The sequence below is a fragment of the Mesorhizobium sp. M6A.T.Ce.TU.002.03.1.1 genome, assembly GCF_003997275.1.
GTDB classification, from domain to species: Bacteria; Pseudomonadota; Alphaproteobacteria; order Rhizobiales; family Rhizobiaceae; genus Mesorhizobium; species Mesorhizobium mediterraneum.
Window position 1 is genome coordinate 13925 of the sequence record NZ_RZTI01000063.1, and the last position, 18898, is coordinate 32822.

Below are 18898 nucleotides of genomic sequence, written 5' to 3' on the forward strand. Positions count from 1 at the left end.
CACCCGATAGAGGGCAGATTTAACTGGCTGACGGCACGAACCGTTGCCCGGGTTCGGCCTCATCGAACTCCTCCGAAAACAGCCCGCGTTGCAGGAACAGCATCCGTGCGACCGTCGCTTTCGGCGCAATCTGCCGCGGCCAGCCGCTTTCGACGAACTCAGCCTTGGTGAAATCGGGCATAGCCACGCAGGCTTCTTCTAGAAGATGGGCGATTTCCAGCACGATGGCACGTTCATCCTTCGACAGGACGGACATGCCGGATTCGATGGACGGACGATGGAGGAAATCGTCGAAAAGATTGAAATAGCCATTGATTCCAACGAGATTCACGCCCGCGTCGCAGTCGGCCAGGATCTCCAGGATCTCATAGATCCTGTTTCGGAGGCGCTGCTCTATCAACCTGGCTGATGGCTCTTTGGTCATGGCGCCGCTGAACGCTAAAGCTCAGATCTAGAACGGCAGCTTCATTCCCGGGGGTATCGGCAGTCCCGCGGTCAGTGCCTGGGTCTTTTCCTGCATCATCTGCTCGACCTTGGCCCTGGCGTCATTGTGGGCGGCGAGAAGCAGATCCTCCAGAATCTCGACCTCGTCCTCCTTGAACAGAGACGGGTCGATTTTCAGCGACTTCATCTCGAATTTGCCGGTCAGCGTCACGCTGACCAAGCCGCCGCCGGCCTGCCCGGTGGCTTCCAGCGTGGCGATCTCGTCCTGCATGGCCTGGAACTTGGCCTGCATTTCCTTCGCTTTGCCCATCAGGCCGAGAAGATCTTTCATCGCGTGGTCCTCTAGATTGATCTGTATCAGGTTTCGTCGTCGTCCGCCGCCGGCTCGACCGGAACTTCGGCCTCGACCGCATCGGCTTCCGGTGCGTCGGGAATGCGCACGTCGATGATCTTGGCGCCGGGAAACCGCGCCAGGATGGCGGCGACGGTCGGGTCGCTCTTGGCATCGAGGAGGGCGTTTTCGCGTTTGGTCGATTCCATCTCGGCCAGTGTCTGGCCGCCCTCTTCCTTCGACAGCGACACCAGCCAGCTGCGGCCGGTCCAGGCGCGCAATTTGGCGGTCAGCTCATTGAGCAGCATCTTCGGCGCGTCATCGGTCAGGCTGACGTCGATGCGGCCCGGCTCGATGCGCACCAGGCGCACGCAGCGCTTCACCAGCACCTTGAAGGCCATGTCGCGCTGGGCGTCGGCAAGCGCGACGATGTCGGCCAGCGATTTCACCGGCACCGCCGGCGCATCCGCAACCGGCTCCGGCGCCGGAATGAAGGCCGCCGGCATCGGCTCGGCCTCGACCAGCCGCATGATCTGCGCGCCGCCATTGGCCGTCGGCATCCGCGTCTGCGCCACGGCGCTGGCGCCGCCGCCATTACCGGCACTTGCTGGGCCGGGACTTGCCGGGCCAGTATTTGCCGGACCAGAGCTTGCAGGCGCGCCATTTGAGCGTGGCGCGCCATTCGGCACCGATGCTCCGGCCTCCAGCGATTTCAACGCCTCGTCCAGCGTCGGCAGGTCGGCGGCATGCGCCAGCCGGATCAGCACCATTTCGGCGGCGCTGACCGGCCGATTGGAAGACTGCACCTCGGGAATGCCTTTCAACAGCATCTGCCAGGTCCGCGACAGCACCCTGACCGACAGTGCCTTGGCGAAGTCGGCGCCGCGCCGGCGCTCGTCCTCGGACAGCGAGGCGTCGTCGAGGGCTGTCGGCACGAAGCGCAGCCGAGTGACGAGGTGGTTGAACTCGGCAAGATCGGTCAGCACCGCGGCCGGATCGGCGCCGGTGTCGTATTGGTTGCGGAACTCGGCCAGCGCGGCCGCCACGTCGCCCTTCATCACATGTTCGAACAGGTCGACGATCCGGGCGCGGTCGGCCAGCCCGAGCATGGCGCGCACCGCCTCTGCACTGACAGTACCGCTGCCATGGGCGATCGCCTGGTCGAGGATGGACAGCGAATCGCGTGCCGAGCCTTCGGCCGCACGGGCGATCATCGCCAGCGCGTCGTCATCGACCGCAATGCCTTCTTTGCCGGCAATCGAGGAGAGATGCGCGACCAGCGCGCCGGCATCGATACGCCTGAGGTCGAAGCGCTGGCAGCGCGACAAAACGGTGATCGGAACTTTTCTGATTTCGGTGGTGGCGAAGATGAATTTGACGTGCGGCGGCGGCTCTTCCAGCGTCTTCAGCAGGCCGTTGAAGGCCTGGGTCGAGAGCATGTGCACTTCGTCGATGATGTAGACCTTGTAGCGCGCCGACACCGGCGCGTAGCGCACGCGCTCGATGATGTCTCTGATGTCGTCGATGCCGGTGTGCGAGGCGGCGTCCATCTCGATGACGTCGACATGGCGGCCTTCCATGATCGCCTGGCAGTGCTCACCCGGAACGGCAAGATCGACCGAAGGCTGGTCGACGGTCGATGTTTTGTAGTTGAGCGCCCGCGCGAGTATGCGCGCCGTCGTCGTCTTGCCGACACCGCGCACGCCGGTCAGCATCCAGGCCTGGGCGATGCGGCCGGTGGCGAAGGCGTTGGTGAGGGTGCGGACCATCGGCTCCTGGCCGATCAGCTCGGAGAAGTTCGCAGGACGGTATTTGCGCGCCAGAACGCGATAGGCGGCGGCCTTTTCCGTTCCCGAATTTCCGGCTTCGCTCATTCGCCCGTAAAGCTCCAAGGGCCGCCGCTGCAGGCGGCCGATTCCTGCGCATAGTTTCGCCCGCAGGGCTTGGCGCCGTCAATGTCGCGGGAGAAAGGCGAAGAGGCGGGAGGCTGGAACAATGACCCGTTCCGGGCTCGTTAGGGCTGCTTCCTTCCGGACCTGACCCGGTTGCCGAGTGGACCGTCCACCACCAACCTCCCGTTCTCCATATCGGCAATTCGGCGATGAAATGCAAGTGCGCAGGATCAATCAGCAGGGGTGACGCCGAAAGCTAAAACAAAAACCCCGCCTCGGAAGGCGGGTCATCGGCGCAAATCAGCACCATGCCCAAATCAATAGCATAACTGCCGTCACGGAGCAATGATTCGCTTGCCGCCCTCTTGCGGCCCCCCGGCAGCCGCTTTAGCGTTCATGACGTTTAAAAAACACTACAAAAGCGAAGGAAACGCCGATGTTGCCGGGCCTCAAGGCCGGATTCACGCTGGATGCTCGTCTGGAGACGGACAGCGAACAGTTGATGTGGCTCGGGCTGTGCGAGTTGCGGGTGATGAACGATCGCCGCTGGCCGTGGCTGCTTCTGGTGCCGCAGCGACCGGGTGTGGAGGAAATCCACGATTTGACGCCGCTCGACCAGGCGATGCTGACCTTCGAGACCAATATGGTGGCGCAGGCTCTGAAGAGGGTGACTGGCTGCACCAAGATCAACACCGGCGCACTCGGCAACATCGTGCGCCAGTTGCATGTCCATGTCATCGCGCGCTCGGAAGGTGATCCCGGCTGGCCGGGCCCGGTGTGGGGCCACGGCCTGCGCGAGCCTTATCAGCGCCCGGACCTGCGCCGGTTTGCGCAACAGATAAAGGCGGCGCTATAAGCCTGTCCCGTGTCCATCCTGGAATCCAGAGTCTCCCATGAGCTTCCGCCTGTTTGACGCGCCCTTGCGCGAGCCGAGCCAGTTCGTCGGCTTCGCCGGCAATATGATCGACCGGCAATCCGAAAACCGCGCCGACGATTCCGTCGAAAAGGCACTCGCCGATCCCTCAGCCAGGCTTTTGCTGATGCATGGCGGGCGCCTTTATCTGAAGCTCGTTGGCGACGGCTTCGACCCCTGGTTCGGCGCCGAGGAGAGCCAGCCGCTCCAGGCGTCGCTCGACCATGGCGTCCTGCTCGGTTTTTCCGACAGCGGCCCGGTACTCGCCGTTCCGGCAGGCATCGATCCCGAACAATTGCCGGAGACGATCAAGGCCATCGACTATCGCTCGGTCTACATGCAGGGGCTGATCGACGAAGCGGCGGCCGGCGCCATGGCGCAAGGGGCGGCGCTGCTCGCCTGGCATGCCAGCCACCGCTTCTGCAGCAAATGCGGCAATGAAGCCGAAATGCGGGCCGGAGGCTACAAGCGGCTTTGCCCGGCCTGCGCCACCGAGCATTTTCCGCGCACCGATCCGGTGGCGATCATGCTGACGGCGACGCGCGAAAAATGCCTGCTTGGCCGCGGCCGGCATTTCGCGCCGGGGATGTATTCGGCGCTTGCCGGCTTCATCGAGCCGGGCGAGACGATCGAGGCGGCTGTGCGCCGTGAAACGCTGGAGGAGGCCGGCATCAGGCTTGGCCGCGTCGTCTACCACGCCAGCCAGCCCTGGCCGTTTCCCTATTCGCTGATGATCGGCTGCTTCGGCGAGCCGCTCAACGACGACATCCAGGCCGACCTCAACGAGCTGGAAGACTGCCGCTGGTTCTTTCGCGACGAGGTGCTCTCGATGCTGGCCCGCGAGCATCCGGGCGGCCTGGTCACGCCGCCGAAGGGGGCGATCGCCTATAACCTCATCCGCGCCTGGGCCGACAGCGCGTAAAGGTTTGTGGGACCAAAATGACTGGGCCATTTGGGTCAGAGCCTTCGGGCTTCGGCGCGGTTGCAGCGATATTGCAACTGCACCGAACCCTCGACCCTGACCCAAATCCGCCCCACCACAACACTTCAATCCGAGCAAGAATGCTGCAGGTCGGCCATAGCGATCGCCCGTCTGCCGCTATTGGAACTTCGATAGCCCGGTCTGAATAAGTTTGACGCCGGCCTGACGGAATGCGCCTCCGAGCGCCTCGTTGACAACCTGCGCTGCCGCGCTCTCGAACCGGACGCCCATTACCGCCAGGTCGGCGCCACTCAACTGCTCCTGCCACCACGGCGGCGGTGGAACGGGCTTAGGGAATTTGAGCCTGAGGCCGTTGCCGCAAAGATCGTCGACATACTGCAGAAGACGGCCGCTGACGATGATGATGCCGCGCTGTTCCCCCTGCTGCGGCAGCCAGTCCGCGATTTCCTGAGCAGACGCTGCGCGCTCTATCAACCCGTCGGCCAGAGCGGCGGCGAAGGCGATGCGGGGCGGTAGCGGCTGCGGATTGAGCGCCGCCCGAACCAGGGGGCCGCCAAGGATATCCCACAGTTCAGGATGCCGCTGGGCGATGACGTGAAACAGTGAGTGCCAGGGCTCCGGATGTGGACCGAACCATGCCATTCGCTGCAAGGCGGCAAAGATGATTGGATCCCAGGGACCTCGCGGCTGCGGTTCGTCTGGATTCGGATAGCTGCCCAGCAGGTCGCGGACGAAAGAAACAAACATGTCTCGCGAAATGCTGCCTGAGAGATGAGAAGATGAAACGTCATGCATGGTGAACCTCCGAGCAGTGAATTGTGCCCGCACGACCATGCGAGAAGCGCACTTACGGATGGCATACGGATGGGTGAATTCCGTTGCTTGCGTCTGCATCCATGGCTTTGGAAAGAAGGCTATCGAACTGCGCCGTTTGAATTTCGATGGCTTTTTCGCCTAGTCGAAATGCGGGCGGGCGGCTACAAGCGACACTGCCCGGCCTGCGGCACCGAGCATTTTCCGCGCACCGACCCGGTGGTGATCATTTGTCCATCACCTGATCCGCGCCTGGGCGCATAAACGCTATAGGGGAGCAGAAATTGATCCGTCACACAGTGGTGTTCAGGCTGAAGCACAAGGAGGGCTCGGCGGAGGAGGCAAAATTCCTCGCTGATGCGAAAAGAATTCTCGTGGCGATACCGGGTGTCGAGAAATTCGAGCAGTTGCGGCAAGTCAGCCCGAAGAACGACTATCGCTTCGGCTTCTCGATGGAGTTCGCCGACGAGGCCGCCTATTCCCGTTACAATGACCATCCCGACCACGTCGCCTTCGTCCGCGATCGCTGGATCCCGGAGGTCGAGGCGTTTCTCGAGATCGACTACGAGCCGCTGGGGTAGGACCAAAAATCCAATCGCTCTGAACGAGCAAGTTCGAACAGACGACGCCTGGCTCACCTGCCGCTCGGCGCGAGCAGGTAAGCCAGGTCGCCGCTTATCACTGGCCTGACGCATGCTGATGGGACGCACCGGGGTTGTGGTGCTCACAGGTCACCCGCGGGTTGAACTGGGCGAAGATGCCGTTCGGGTTTGCTCGATAGAGCCAGACGTGCCGGTCGTGATGCGGCTCGAAATTATGCGCCTCATCCGCGGGCGTCGCCGGGTCGTCGATCATAGTGTCCCAGGGAATGCCGTGGAACGACGGCGGGGCGTCGTGGCCGGCTTCCTTCCACGCTTTCGCGAAGACGAGATTCTCCACCGCGATCAGCTCGAGCGATCCGTCGGCCTGCGGCTCGTAGACGAGGACCGCGGGCTTGCCGAAGTCCGTGTGCGTGCCGGTGCCGTCGACGCGCGGATTGGGCGGAGCGGTGATGCCGAGCATATCGGGGCGAAAGTAGTGGAGGCCCATAGCCCCTAATTTCTGCGGCTGTCCCGTCATTTCGGCGGTCTCGCACATGTTGGCAGGATCGCGGATGTAGCCCTCCGCGAGCGCGACGTTGACGTTGCGGAATCGCTCCGTTGCATGGCGGATTTCGGCAAGGCTCGGCTCGCCGGGCGCGGGGAACGACGATGCGTCGATCCGCGCTGCCTCCGCCGGTGTCAGCGGAGCGGTCGGAGCGGCGGCGGTGGTAGTTATGATCGCGATTGCAGACGCGACAAAGGTTGCTGATCTTGAGCTCATCTGGATGCTCTCCTGTATTCCTGGGCTTCCACGAAATATCTCGGCTTTGGCTGACGTAGAAAGTGAGTCTGCGATGGAAATATTTACTCGCTTCCACGTCCCGAGGCAGCTTGGCTACCACCACAATGTTTTCGCCGTATGTCTTGACTGTTTCATTTGAAATACATCAACTTGTTGAGTTGATAATTCCCTGTGGCGGACGGCATCAGCGCGCGCGATTGCGTCGCGCCGAGGATCGGCAGAGCCGCCTTATCGATCAATCCGATCTGCGCAAGCCAGCAGTACGCGTCCGCGGTAGAGGTGTCGTCATTTCCTCGTCAGGAGTGAGAATTGAATGGTAGGAGGGGTGAAGGAGCGACCGCTCCGCGCTATGACGCGGATGCAGACGGCAGAGATACCGGAACCTGTTCACTCGCCTGCCGCACCAGTTGCTCGACCCTCTGCCGCAATGCCTCTTCCGGCAGCGTCAAATCGAGCGGATCCCCGTAGGGCTGGTCGAAGGCCATGCCGGTCGGCCAGTAGACTTCGACAAGATTTCCCGCAGGGTCTTCGAAATAGAACGCAAGCGATACACCGTGATTGAAGGCCATCTTAATCGGCAGCCCCATGTCGACGATGCGCGTGTAGGCGGCGCGCAGATCGGCCAATGTGCCGACCTTGAATGCGATGTGGCGCAAGGCAGGATTGGTGAAGATAGCGATCTGATGGGACTCTTCGGCCGGATCGCTGCTCAGGAAGGCGGTGGCGCCGAACGGGTTTTCTTCGCCACTGCCGCCGACCACCTGAAGGCCGAGGACATCCTCATAAAATCGCGCAAGCGCAGCCGGGTTTTCGGCGACCATGCCGACGTGGCGAAGACCAACGATCCGTGGCGCGGTCGGCCTGCCTGTTTTCTTCGTAGTCAGGGTGACAAACTCCGTGTTGACTCAAATTCCGTCCGCTCGGTCGATCCGATGCGAACGACGGCGGGGGCCAAAAATTCGCGGAGGGCGTTACATTCTGATTTCAGGAGGGCAGGAGTCTGCTTTCAATTGAAACACCTTCCGCGACCCGCCGTCATGTACATGGCCGGTCGGCTCGTGATGGTGTGCAAAAGGGCCAACACCAGTCATCGCGCGAACGTCCGCTTTGGGAAACAACGAGAATGTCTGTCCGCCCAAAGCGGACCGCGACGCTAGGGTAAGCTGCCCTTTGCGATCGCCGGGGCGGGCCGGACGCTTCCGGGGTGGAGAAAAGCGATTGGCTACCTATTTCGGAAGGGAGCGGATGGGGAAGGCCGAAATCTTGGCTTCAAGGCGAAAGGAACCCGCAATGGCGAAGAATACGATCTGCCTCTGGTACGATAAGGACGCCGAGGCTGCCGCCCGCTTCTACTCCGCGACCTTTCCTGACAGCGTGGTGAGTGCCGTGCACCATGCACCCAGTGACTACCCAGCCGGCAAGGAGGGCGACGTGTTGACGGTCGACTTCACAGTTGCGGGCATTCCTTGTCTCGGCCTCAACGGTGGTCCCGCTTTCAAGCACAACGAAGCCTTCTCGTTCCAGATCGCCACCGACGATCAGGAGGAGACCGACCGCTACTGGAATGCCATCGTCGGCAATGGCGGCCAGGAGAGCGCGTGCGGCTGGTGCAAGGACAAGTGGGGCGTTTCCTGGCAAATCACGCCGCGCGTCCTGACTGAAGCGCTGGCGGCTGGCGGCGACGAAGCAAAGCGCGCGTTTGATGCCATGATGACCATGAGGAAAATCGACGTCGCCGCGATCGAGGCGGCGCGGCGCGGTTGACGGCCCATCGCGATTTGCGGCCAAATCGCTGCCAGAGCTTGCCCGCTCGCCACCCAGTGCTCGTCAATCGTGCGTGACCGCCGCAACGGAGGCGCGTAGCGCGCCGGCGAAGTCGGGATGGCCATAGAGGTCGTTGTGGCCAGCCGCTATGGCGATGTGGCTGCGCAAATCACGGGCGGCCTCGCGCAGAGGTGCCGAGCGTGCCGCTGGAACGATGGTGTCGTTCTCGGCGACGATGACGGCCGTGGGCACATCGAGGTCGCGCAGAGTTTCTGCCGCCTCCATGCGGTGCCGCAGCAAGAGGCGCACCGGCAGCCAGGGATAGTGGTGGGCGGCGAGTTCCTTCAGCGAGTCGAAGGGCGTCACCATGACAATGCCGCGCAAGGGCCGGACGGTCGCCAGATCGACCGCAACCGCAGCGCCGAGGCTAAGGCCGATGGCGACGATGCCGGCTTTGGCGTCGGTGGCCAGGTGGTCATGGGCGCGTCGGGCGTCCTCGAACAGGGCGGAGGCTGACGGGCTTCCGCTGCTCGGCGCATATCCGCGGTAGTGCAGCGCCGCGACCTCATGTTCGGGGAATAGCTGGTGCAGCATGAGGGCAAGCGCGTCGGCATTCCAGGCATTGCCGGCGAACCCCAGCAGGAGCGGGCGTGGCTCGGCCTGTCTTGCCGGCAGGCGCACCAGAACGAAGCGCTCGCCATCCTGCGTCGCCAACTCGACATGGCGGGCCCCGGCCGGCAGATCGGGTCCGAAAGCCGCAAAGCCGGCCGGAAAGATCAGCCAGGACTGAAGCACATACGCGACGGCGACAACCGCCGCATACAATCCAGCGGCTGCGAGCGCCAGTTTCAGGAGCCACATGCGAGGAATGTCGCCCGGCACTCGTCATCTGGCAAGGCGCCAGGTCAGGACGCCGCAGAGCTCTCGATGAATGCTAGCTAATCCGCCACCTTCCATTGCTCGCGCGATTCGCTGGCGGGATAGACACCCAGGATCCGCATTTCGCGCGAGAAGAAGCGCAACTCGTCGAGCGCCAGCTTCACCAGCGGATCGTCGGGATGGCCCTCGATATCGGCATAGAACAGCGTCGCCGTGAAGGCGCCGAGCTGGTAGCTCTCCAGCTTGGTCATGTTGATGCCGTTGGTGGCAAAGCCGCCCATCGCCTTGTAGAGCGCGGCCGGCACGTTGCGGACGCGGAAGATGAACGTCGTCATCATCTTGGCGGCGTCGGATGGGCGTTCCGCCCATTGCCTGTTCTTCGTCAGCACGACGAAGCGGGTGACGTTGCTGTCGGTGTCCTCGACATTCTCCTCGATGATGTCGAGCCCATAGAGCGTCGCGGCCAGCGCCGGGGCAAGCGCCGCCATAGTGCGATCCTTCACCTCGCCGACCAGCTTGGCCGAACCCGCCGTGTCGCCGGCGACCACCGGCTTCCAGCCGTTCTTGCGGATGTATTTGCGGCACTGGCCGAGCGCATGGATATGGCTGTGCACGGTCTTGATCTCGTCGCGCCTGACGCCCGGCAAGACCATCAGCTGGAAATGGATCGGCAGGAAATATTCGCCGACGATGTGCAGCTTCGATTCCGGCAGGAGATGGTGGATGTCGGCAACGCGGCCGGCGATCGTGTTCTCGATCGGGATCATGGCGAGGTCGGCCTTGCCGGTCTCGACCGCGTTGAAGGCATCCTCGAAGGTCGGGCACGGCAACCGCTCCATATCAGGGAACATGTTGCGGCAGGCGGTGTCTGAATTGGCGCCCGGCTCGCCCTGGAAGGATATTCTGTTGGTTTTTTCAGGCATGCCAAATGTCTCGGGTTGACCAAATGTCTCAGGTTGAAAGGATGGTTCTGGCGCGTTCGAGGTCGTCCGGCGTGTCGACGCCGAACGGCGCGGACTGCACGATCTCGGCGTCGATGCGCATGCCGGCCTCCAGCGCCCGCAACTGCTCGAGCTTCTCGCGCCGTTCCAGCGGCGACGGCTTCAGCGCGACGAAGCGTTCGAGCGCTGAGCGGCGATAGGCATAGAGGCCGATGTGATGATAGAGCGGCCCCTCGCCCCAAGGTGCCGTGGCGCGGGTGAAATAGAGCGCCCGCAGCCGTGTCTCCGACAGCGGCGAGCCAACGATCTTGACGACATTCGGATTGGTCTTTTCCTCGTCGCGGACGATCTCGATGCCGAGCGTGGCGATGTCGACCGTCGCATCCTCGAAAGGCCTCAGCGCGGCATTGATGATCTCGGGATCGATGGTCGGCAGGTCGCCTTGCACATTGACGATCGTTTCGACCTTGCGCCCTGGATCCAGCGTGGCCAGCGCCTCGAAGATGCGGTCGGAGCCCGATTCGTGATCCGCCCGCGTCATCACCGCCTCGAACCCGTGCGCACGCACCGCTTCCGCCACGCTTTGCGTATCGGTGGCGACCACCACCCGGCCAAGCCCGGCCTCGGCGGCGCGGCGGGCGACGTGGACGATCATCGGAGCGCCGGCGATGTCGGCCAGCGGCTTGCCCGGCAGGCGGGTCGAGGCCATGCGGGCCGGGATGAGGATGAGCGTGGACATCGGGTGACGAAGCGTTCGAAAAAGAGGATGGGAAAAGTGGCAAAAGGTCTCACTGGAAGCGCCCTTATAGGTGTTGCAACGCCAGAGCAAAAGACCTAGTTTCCGCCCGATTTGACCGCCTCGCGGGGTGGTTCACGATTACCGACGGACGGAGTGGACGGATCGGTCCGCCGGAAAAGGGAGCCTGGGGCGTATGGACTCTTTCGAAATCAACAAGCTGATCGGCGGGCTGCTCGGAACCGTGTTCGTCGTGTTCTCCGTCGGCATCGTGTCCGATGCGCTGTTCGCCTCCCCCGCACCGGAAAAACCCGGCTTCGCCATCGAGGCGACCGAGGAGCCTGCCGAGGGCGGCCCGGCAGCCCCGGCGGCAGAAGCCAAGCCGATCGCCGACCTCCTGGCCAACGCCAATGTCGAGGCGGGTGCCGCCGTGTTCAAGAAGTGCCAGGCCTGCCACTCCGGCGAAAAGGGAGGGCCTAACAAGGTCGGCCCCGATCTGTGGGACGTCGTCGATCGTCCAGTGGCCTCTCACGAGGGCTTTGCCTATTCGGCTGGCATGAAGGAATATTCGAAGGCCGGCGCGGAGAAGTGGACCTACGAGAACCTCGACCACTTCCTCCTGTCGCCCAAGAAGGACGTGAAGGGCACGGCTATGGGTTTTGCCGGCCTGCCGAAGGATGAGGACCGCGCCAACGTCATCGCCTATCTGCGCACGCTGTCGGACAATCCGAAGCCACTGCCGACGCCTGGCGCTTCAGCGGCCGCGCCCGCCGAGGGTGCAGCGCCGGCAAAGCCTGCAGAGGGTGCAGCACCAGCACCGGCGCAATAACGCAATTGTCATGGACATATCTTTGGGAAAGCCGGGCTCAGCCCGGCTTTTTTAATGGGAAAAGCGCATCTGCGGCGACAAAGCCGGCCTGTCTCGGTTTTCATAGGCGTCAAATGATCTAGATTGTCTGCTGATAGCTATCGCAAAGAGGAGAAGGCATGACGGTTGGCCGAACGTTTCTCAGATCGGTGCTGGTTATGGCGGCTTTTGCCGGCGGCCTGCAGGCAGCCTTCGCGGACGAATGGCGCACCACCTCGTCGCTGATCGGCGAATCCAAATATGGCAACAACTTCCAGCGCTACGACTACGTCAATCCCGATGCGCCGAAGGGCGGCACGCTGAATTTGGTGGTGCTCGGCACGTTCGACAGCTTCAATCCCTATATCGTCCAGGGTTCGCCGGCAGCCGGCTTCACACAGTTCGGCGGCGGGCTGCTTTATGACACGCTGATGGAGCAGGCGACCGACGAGGGCAGCGTCAGCCATCCGCTGATCGCCGACGCCTACAAACATCCGGACGACTATTCCTCGGCGACCTACCGCCTGGATCCACGGGCCAGGTGGCACGACGGCCAGCCGATCACCACCGACGACGTCATCTGGTCGTTTCAGGTGCTGAAGGCCAACAGCCCGATGTACAGTCGCTATTTCGAGAATGTCACCGATGCCGTCGCGATCTCGGATCGCGAAGTCGAATTCCATTTCAGCCAGAAGGGCAATCGGGAGTTGCCGAAAATCATCGGCGATCTCGTCGTGCTGCCGAAGCACTGGTGGGAAGGTACCGACGCCAATGGAAAGAAGCGCGACGTCACCAGGCCGACGCTGGAGCCGCCGCTGGGGTCCGCCGCCTACAAGATCGCCAGCTTCAAGCCGGGCTCGGAAATCATCTGGCAGCGCGTGCCCGACTATTGGGCAGCCAAGCTGCCGGTGAAGATCGGCCGGGAGAACTTCGACACCCAGCGTTTCAGCTACTTTCTCGACGATAATGCGGCGTGGCAGGCCTTCACCAAAGGCGGGCTGGATGACATTAAGCCGGAAAACAGTTCGAGGCGCTGGAACACGGCCTATAATTTCCCGGCAGTCCAGGCTGGCGACGTCATCAAGAAGGAATTCAAGACCGCCTCACCCGAACCGATGCAGGCGTTCATGCTCAACACGAGACGTCCGTTGTTCAGGGATCGCCTGGTGCGCGCCGCGCTGACTTACCCGCTCGACTTCGAGTCGATGAACCGCACGCTGTTCTTCGGTTCCAATACCCGTACATCAAGCTATTTCCAAGGCACCGAACTGGCATCGAGCGGACTGCCGCAGGGCAAGGAACTGGAGATCCTTGAGCAATATCGCGACAAGCTGCCGCCCGAAATCTTCACCCAGGAATTCAAGCTGCCGGTCTACGATTCGCCACAGGCGGAGCGTAAGTATCTGAAGACTGCGGTCGATCTGTTCGCCAAGGCCGGTTGGGTGATCAAGGGCGGCAAAATGGTGAATGCCAAGACGGGCGAGCCGTTCAAGTTCGAAATCCTCGGCTGGAACGACACCGACCAGGTCCTTTCCAGTCCCTACATCGCCAATCTGCGCAAGATCGGTGTCGACGCCACGCTGCGGCTGATCGACCAGACCCAGTACGTCAACCGCGTCAACAACTTCGATTTCGATGTCACCATATCGCAGCTGGGACAGTCGGATTCGCCAGGCAACGAGCAGCGTGACTTCTGGAGCTCGAAGGCCGCCGACACGCCTGGATCCCGCAACTATGCCGGCATCAAGAACCCGGTCGTCGATGCGCTGGTCGACCGCGTCATCTTCGCCACCGATCGCGACGATCTGGTTGCTGCCACCCATGCGCTCGACCGGGTGCTGCTGTGGAATTACTATGTCGTGCCGCAACACCATCGGTCGGTGGTCTGGATGGCCTATTGGAACAAGTTCGGCATCCCGGAAAAGCAACCGGCCTATAGCGGCGTCGATCAGAATTCCTGGTGGATCGACGCGGACAAGGAAAAGGCGCTGGCGGCAAAATACAAGAGTGGCAATTGATGGCGGCGCTCCCCCGGCGCGACTCTCTGGCCCGCCGCGACTTTCTGGCTCTGGGCGCCGCGGCCACGGCGGCAGCGCTGCTGCCAGGCCGGGCCTTCGCCGCCATCCCGACCGGCGTAAAGCTGCACGGCCTGTCGGCCTTCGGCGACCTTAAATATCCCGCGGACTTCACGCATTTCGACTATGTCAATCCGGACGCCCCCAAGGGCGGCCAGATGAATTTCGCACCGCCGAACTCCACCTTCAACCAGAGCTTTCTGACGTTCAACACGTTGAATTCCCTGGTGTTGAGGGGGGATTCGCCGCCGCGCACCGAACTCTGTTTCGATTCGCTGATGGCAAGCGCACTCGATGAGCCTGATGCGGTCTATGGCCTGCTTGCCGAATCCGTTACCTTATCGCCGGACCGCAATGGCTTCCGCTTCAGCCTGCGACCGCAAGCGCGCTTCCACGACGGCTCGCCACTGACCGCTGGGGACGTCGCCTTCGCATTGAAACTTTACAAAGACAAAGGCCATCCGAACCTTTCCCAAGCGTTGCGGCATATGACTGAAGCCGTCGCGGTCGATCCGGTTACCGTCAACCTCACCTTCAACGGCAAACAGTCGGCGCAGAATATCCTTGCGATCGTCGCAATGCCGGTCGTGTCCAAAGCCTTTTATACGGTCAACGAATTCGATGCCTCAACGCTGAAACCGCCGCTCAGTTCCGGACCATACAAGGTGGGGCGCGTAGCGGCCGGACAGACCATCGAATATGAACGTGTCGCCGACTATTGGGGCCGCGATCTGGCCGTGAACCGCGGCGTCTACAACTTCGACCGCATCCGTATCGATTTTTACATCAATCGCCAGGCAGCGTTTGAAGCCTTGAAAAAGGGCGACACGCATTTTCGCGAGGAATTTACCGCACGGGTATGGGCGACCGGCTACGACTTTCCGTCGCTGAAGGACGGCAGGGTCATCAAACGTGAATTTCCCGGCGAGAAAACGCCGGACATGCAGGCTGTCGCGCTGAACCAGCGTCGTCCGCAATTCCGTGATGTGCGCGTGAGACGGGCGATCGCCAGTTGCTTCGATTTCGAATGGACCAAGCGGGTTCTGTTTTACGGCGCCTACGAGCGTTCGCACTCGAACTTCGAACAGTCGGATTACAAGGCCGAGGGCCTGCCCACGCCCGGGGAATTGGCCCTGCTGGAGCCGTTCCGAGCCGAGTTGCCGCCGGAAACCTTCAGCGAACCGGTGATGCAGCCTGTCTCCGACGGTTCGGGTCACGACCGTAAGCTGCTGCGTGAGGCTTCGAGACTGCTTGCCGAAGCCGGCTGGAAGCGAGCGGGCAATTTCGTCGTCAATGATAAGGGCGAGCGACTGCGGGTGGAAATGCTGGCCGAGGACGATGGCATCGTCCGCCTTTTCTCCCCGTGGGCCGAGAATATGAAGGCGATCGGGATCGACGCTTCGATCCGGCAGGTCGATTCGACGCAATACGAAGCGCGGCAGAGCAATTTCGATTTCGATTTCAACCTGTTCAGATGGTCGATCGGGGCGACGCCGACTGCCGACGGCCTGGAAATCCTCTATGACTCCCGGATGGCGAAAATGCCGGGGATGCGCAACTATCCCGGTACAGAAAGCAAAGCCGTCGACGCGCTGATCGAGGCAGCCGGCAAGGCGCAGAGCCGGATCGAGCTGGTCACAGCGCTCAAAGCACTCGATCGGGTCTTGCGCGCGCGGCTAGACTGGATTCCAACATATCATCTCGCGAATCACCGAGTCGCCTATTGGGACATGTTCGGCTTTCCCGAGCAGAAGCCCGATTTCGGCTTTCCGGTCGAGGCGCTGTGGTGGTTCGACAAGGATAAGGCGGCAACGATTGGCAAAGCCTGAGATTTTCGCTCAAGCAAGACAGAGAGCCTGATGGGCGCCTATATCCTGCGCCGCATCCTGCTGATGATCCCGACCCTGTTCGGCATCATGGCTATCTCCTTCGCCGTCATCCAGTTCGCGCCGGGCGGGCCGGTCGAGCAGGTCATTGCCAGGCTGACCAACCAGGGCGGCAGCGACCGCCTTGGCGGCGGCGGTGGCGACGCGGGCGGCAGCAATGTCGACGTGGCCGGCGACGTCGGTTCGAAATATCGCGGCGCGCAAGGGCTCGACCCCGAATTCATCGCCAAGCTGGAAAAGCAGTTCGGCTTCGACAAGCCACCGCTCGAGCGCTTCGGCATGATGCTGTGGAACTACATCCGGTTTGATTTCGGCGACAGCTATTTCCGCGACATTTCAGTGATCGATCTGATCCTGGAGAAGATGCCGGTGTCGATCTCGATCGGGCTGTGGATCACGCTTCTGTCGTACCTGATCTCGATCCCGCTCGGCATCCGCAAGGCAGTCAAGGACGGCTCGACATTCGACATATGGACCAGCGGCGTCGTCATTGTCGGCTACGCCATTCCGGGCTTCCTGTTCGGCATCTTGCTGATGGTGCTGTTTGCCGGCGGATCGTTCTACGACTGGTTTCCGCTGCGCGGCATCACCTCCGACAATTGGGACCAGCTGTCCTGGCCGGCGCGGATCGTCGACTATTTCTGGCACATGACCTTGCCGCTGACGGCGCTGGTGCTGTCGGCCTTCGCCACCACGACGCTTCTGACCAAGAATTCGTTCCTCGAGGAAATCCGAAAGCAATATGTGGTGACCGCGCGCGCCAAGGGCCTGTCGGAACGGCAGGTGCTCTACGGACACGTGTTCCGCAACGCCATGCTGATCGTCGTCGCCGGCTTTCCGGGCGCCTTCATCTCGGCCTTCTTCACCGGCTCGCTGCTGATCGAGAACATCTTTTCGCTCGATGGGCTCGGCCTGCTCGGTTTCAGGTCGGTGGTCGAGCGCGACTACCCGGTGGTCTTCGCCAATCTCTACATCTTCTCGCTTCTCGGCCTGATTGTCGGGCTCTTGTCCGACCTGATCTACACTTGGGTCGACCCGCGCATCGACTTCGAGCGGAGAGACGTCTGATGGCCGGGGCCGCAGTCGAAACGACGCCGGACCGGATTGCCCGACCCTGGCTGTCGCCGCTCAACCAGCGGCGCCTGCAGAATTTCAGGGCCAACCGGCGCGGCTATTGGTCGTTATGGATCTTCCTCGTGCTTTTCGTGCTGTCGCTGTTTTCCGAATGGATCGCCAACGACAAACCGGTTCTCGTTGCCTACAAGGGAGAGATCCTGTTTCCGGTCGTGGTCGCTTATCCCGAGGAGAAGTTCGGCGGCTTTTATGCGGTCACCGACTATCGCGACCCGGTCATCCAGGACGAGATCAATGCCCATGGCTGGATGATCTGGCCGCCGGTCCGCTACTCCTATCGGACCGTCAACAACGCCATTCCCGAGGCAGCGCCCACCAAGCCGTCCTGGCTCTATGATGCCAAGACACGTTGCAACCAGTATCCGCAAGGTGCCGCCGACCCCAATTGCGTCGTCGGCAACTGGAACTGGCTGGGCACCGACGATCAGGCACGCGATGTGCTGGCGCGAGTCATCTACGGGTTCAGGGTCTCGGTGTTGTTCGGCCTTATCCTCACCGCCGGATCAGCGCTGATCGGCGTGACGGCCGGCGCATTGCAGGGTTATTTCGGCGGCTGGACCGACCTTCTATTTCAGCGCTTCATAGAAATCTGGTCGGCGATCCCGGTGCTCTATCTCTTGCTGATCGTCGCCGCCATTCTGCCGCCCGGCTTCTTCATCCTGCTCGGGCTGATGCTGCTGTTCTCGTGGGTGGCGCTGGTCGGTGTCGTGCGGGCCGAGTTCCTGCGCGCCCGCAACTTCGAATATGTCAATGCGGCCCGCGCGCTCGGCGTGCCCAACGGCACCATCATGTTCCGGCATCTGTTGCCCAATGCCATGGTGGCGACGCTGACCTTCCTGCCCTTCCTGCTCAGCGGCTCGATCTCGACGCTGACCTCGCTCGACTACCTTGGCTTCGGCCTGCCGCCCGGCTCGGCCTCGCTGGGCGAGCTGCTGAAGCAGGCGCAGCGCAACCTCAACGCCCCATGGCTGGGCATTTCCGGCTTCGTCGTCATCTCGCTGATGCTGTCGCTGCTGGTCTTCGTCGGCGAGGCGACCCGCGACGCCTTCGATCCGCGCAAGACGTTCAGATGAGCGAAGCCCCTCTCCTCTCCGTCCGCGATCTCAGCGTCGCCTTCGTGCAAGAAAGCCGCCAGTCGATGGCTGTCGACCACATCTCCTTCGACATCGCCAAGGGCGAGACGGTGGCGCTGGTCGGTGAATCCGGGTCCGGCAAATCAGTCACGGCCCTGTCGGTGCTGAAGCTGCTGCCCTATCCGGCCGCCAGCCATCCGTCGGGAAAGATCCTGTTCCAGGGCGCCGACCTGCTCGCCACCGACGAGAAGGCATTGCGCCGCGTGCGCGGCAACAAGATCACCATGATCTTCCAGGAGCCGATGACCTCGCTCAACCCGCTGCACACAATCGAGCAACAGATCGTCGAGGTGCTGACGCTGCACCAAGGTCTTGGCGACCGGCAAGCCAAGGCGCGCACCCTGGAGCTGCTCAACGAGGTCGGCATCCGCGAGCCGGAGAAGCGGCTCGACGCCTATCCGCACCAGCTTTCCGGCGGCCAGCGCCAGCGTGTCATGATCGCCATGGCGCTGGCCAACGAGCCGGAGCTGCTGATCGCCGACGAGCCGACAACCGCGCTCGACGTCACCGTGCAGGCGCAGATCCTCGAACTGCTTGCGGAGCTGAAAAGCCGCAAGGGCATGTCGATGCTGTTCATCACCCACGATCTCGGCATCGTCAGAAAGATCGCCGACCGGGTCTGCGTGATGACAAAAGGCAAGATCGTCGAGACCGGACCGACGAAAGATATCTTCGCCAATCCGCAGCATAGCTACACGCGGCATCTGCTTGCCGCCGAACCGAAGGGCAAGCCGCCGGCGGCCAACGCTGCCGCCAAGCCTGTGATGACGGGCCAGGACATAAA

General features: G+C 62.3%; 20 protein-coding genes and 1 other RNA gene. 11 read left to right on the plus strand and 10 right to left on the minus strand.

From position 1 onward, the window contains the following. Positions 1-19: 19 nt before the first annotated feature. The 4 genes from EOC93_RS18945 to ffs all read right to left on the minus strand — a co-directional run bounded on the left by EOC93_RS18945 (position 20) and on the right by ffs (position 2851). A complete protein-coding gene (locus EOC93_RS18945) occupies positions 20-424 on the minus strand; it encodes a hypothetical protein (RefSeq protein ID WP_095487816.1) in 405 nt (134 codons plus the stop codon). A 27-nt stretch (positions 425-451) separates the two neighbouring features. Next, the gene (locus EOC93_RS18950; RefSeq protein ID WP_023802083.1) at positions 452-775 is read right to left on the minus strand and encodes a YbaB/EbfC family nucleoid-associated protein; all 324 of its coding nucleotides are present in this window, start codon (positions 773-775) and stop codon (positions 452-454) included. Positions 776-801: 26 nt separating this feature from the next. Beyond that, positions 802-2649, minus strand: a complete 1848-nt coding sequence (locus EOC93_RS18955; RefSeq protein WP_127205376.1) for a DNA polymerase III subunit gamma/tau — start codon at positions 2647-2649, stop codon at positions 802-804. 105 nt (positions 2650-2754) lie between these two features. Beyond that, an RNA gene (gene ffs / locus EOC93_RS18960) (signal recognition particle sRNA small type) lies at positions 2755-2851 on the minus strand. Between the two features lie 252 nt (positions 2852-3103). Between ffs and EOC93_RS18965 the strand changes: the two genes are divergently transcribed. Then, complete coding sequence (locus tag EOC93_RS18965) at positions 3104-3523, plus strand: HIT family protein (protein WP_095487812.1); 420 nt, start codon at positions 3104-3106, stop codon at positions 3521-3523. A 37-nt stretch (positions 3524-3560) separates the two neighbouring features. Next, entirely contained in the window at positions 3561-4502 is a 942-nt protein-coding gene (gene nudC / locus EOC93_RS18970; RefSeq protein WP_095487810.1) for an NAD(+) diphosphatase, read from the plus strand. 177 nt (positions 4503-4679) lie between these two features. Here the strand turns inward: nudC and EOC93_RS18975 are convergent, their stop codons facing one another. Continuing rightward, positions 4680-5318, minus strand: a complete 639-nt coding sequence (locus EOC93_RS18975) for a hypothetical protein (protein WP_126103775.1) — start codon at positions 5316-5318, stop codon at positions 4680-4682. A gap of 69 nt (positions 5319-5387) precedes the next feature. Between EOC93_RS18975 and EOC93_RS18980 the strand changes: the two genes are divergently transcribed. Next, complete coding sequence (locus EOC93_RS18980; protein WP_245461496.1) at positions 5388-5600, plus strand: NADH pyrophosphatase zinc ribbon domain-containing protein; 213 nt, start codon at positions 5388-5390, stop codon at positions 5598-5600. Positions 5601-5620: 20 nt separating this feature from the next. After that, positions 5621-5917, plus strand: coding sequence for a Dabb family protein (locus tag EOC93_RS18985; RefSeq protein ID WP_127205378.1), 297 nt, complete (start codon positions 5621-5623; stop codon positions 5915-5917). Between the two features lie 97 nt (positions 5918-6014). Here the strand turns inward: EOC93_RS18985 and EOC93_RS18990 are convergent, their stop codons facing one another. Beyond that, positions 6015-6698, minus strand: coding sequence for a hypothetical protein (locus EOC93_RS18990; protein ID WP_206532249.1), 684 nt, complete (start codon positions 6696-6698; stop codon positions 6015-6017). A gap of 368 nt (positions 6699-7066) precedes the next feature. Continuing rightward, complete coding sequence (locus EOC93_RS18995; protein WP_348627606.1) at positions 7067-7603, minus strand: VOC family protein; 537 nt, start codon at positions 7601-7603, stop codon at positions 7067-7069. Between the two features lie 406 nt (positions 7604-8009). Here EOC93_RS18995 and EOC93_RS19000 point away from each other — a divergent pair, with 406 nt between their 5' ends. Next, positions 8010-8483, plus strand: a complete 474-nt coding sequence (locus tag EOC93_RS19000; RefSeq protein ID WP_126103778.1) for a VOC family protein — start codon at positions 8010-8012, stop codon at positions 8481-8483. 63 nt (positions 8484-8546) lie between these two features. Here the strand turns inward: EOC93_RS19000 and EOC93_RS19005 are convergent, their stop codons facing one another. The 3 genes from EOC93_RS19005 to EOC93_RS19015 all read right to left on the minus strand — a co-directional run bounded on the left by EOC93_RS19005 (position 8547) and on the right by EOC93_RS19015 (position 11042). Then, entirely contained in the window at positions 8547-9344 is a 798-nt protein-coding gene (locus tag EOC93_RS19005; RefSeq protein WP_095487798.1) for a hypothetical protein, read from the minus strand. Positions 9345-9421: 77 nt separating this feature from the next. Further along, positions 9422-10285: a prephenate dehydratase gene (locus tag EOC93_RS19010; RefSeq protein ID WP_095487796.1), complete on the minus strand. Its 864-nt coding sequence runs from the start codon at positions 10283-10285 to the stop codon at positions 9422-9424. 28 nt (positions 10286-10313) lie between these two features. Further along, entirely contained in the window at positions 10314-11042 is a 729-nt protein-coding gene (locus EOC93_RS19015) for a 3-deoxy-manno-octulosonate cytidylyltransferase (RefSeq protein ID WP_095487794.1), read from the minus strand. Between the two features lie 193 nt (positions 11043-11235). On the opposite strand from EOC93_RS19015, the gene EOC93_RS19020 reads away from it, so the two are divergent. The 6 genes from EOC93_RS19020 to EOC93_RS19045 form a co-directional block, all read left to right on the plus strand. Beyond that, positions 11236-11868: a cytochrome c family protein gene (locus EOC93_RS19020; RefSeq protein ID WP_127205380.1), complete on the plus strand. Its 633-nt coding sequence runs from the start codon at positions 11236-11238 to the stop codon at positions 11866-11868. A 158-nt stretch (positions 11869-12026) separates the two neighbouring features. Further along, positions 12027-13904 (plus strand): extracellular solute-binding protein, encoded by a 1878-nt coding sequence (locus EOC93_RS19025; protein ID WP_095487790.1) that lies wholly within the window; start codon positions 12027-12029, stop codon positions 13902-13904. Next, positions 13904-15790: an extracellular solute-binding protein gene (locus EOC93_RS19030; RefSeq protein ID WP_095487788.1), complete on the plus strand. Its 1887-nt coding sequence runs from the start codon at positions 13904-13906 to the stop codon at positions 15788-15790. Before EOC93_RS19025 ends, EOC93_RS19030 begins: the two co-directional genes overlap by 1 nt. Before the next feature lie 30 nt (positions 15791-15820). Then, positions 15821-16915 (plus strand): microcin C ABC transporter permease YejB, encoded by a 1095-nt coding sequence (locus EOC93_RS19035; protein WP_095487786.1) that lies wholly within the window; start codon positions 15821-15823, stop codon positions 16913-16915. Beyond that, entirely contained in the window at positions 16915-18054 is a 1140-nt protein-coding gene (locus EOC93_RS19040; RefSeq protein WP_095487784.1) for an ABC transporter permease, read from the plus strand. Before EOC93_RS19035 ends, EOC93_RS19040 begins: the two co-directional genes overlap by 1 nt. Beyond that, a partial coding sequence (locus EOC93_RS19045) for an ATP-binding cassette domain-containing protein (RefSeq protein ID WP_164759194.1) occupies positions 18051-18898 on the plus strand: 848 nt, incomplete at its 3' end. The genes EOC93_RS19040 and EOC93_RS19045, both read left to right, overlap by 4 nt.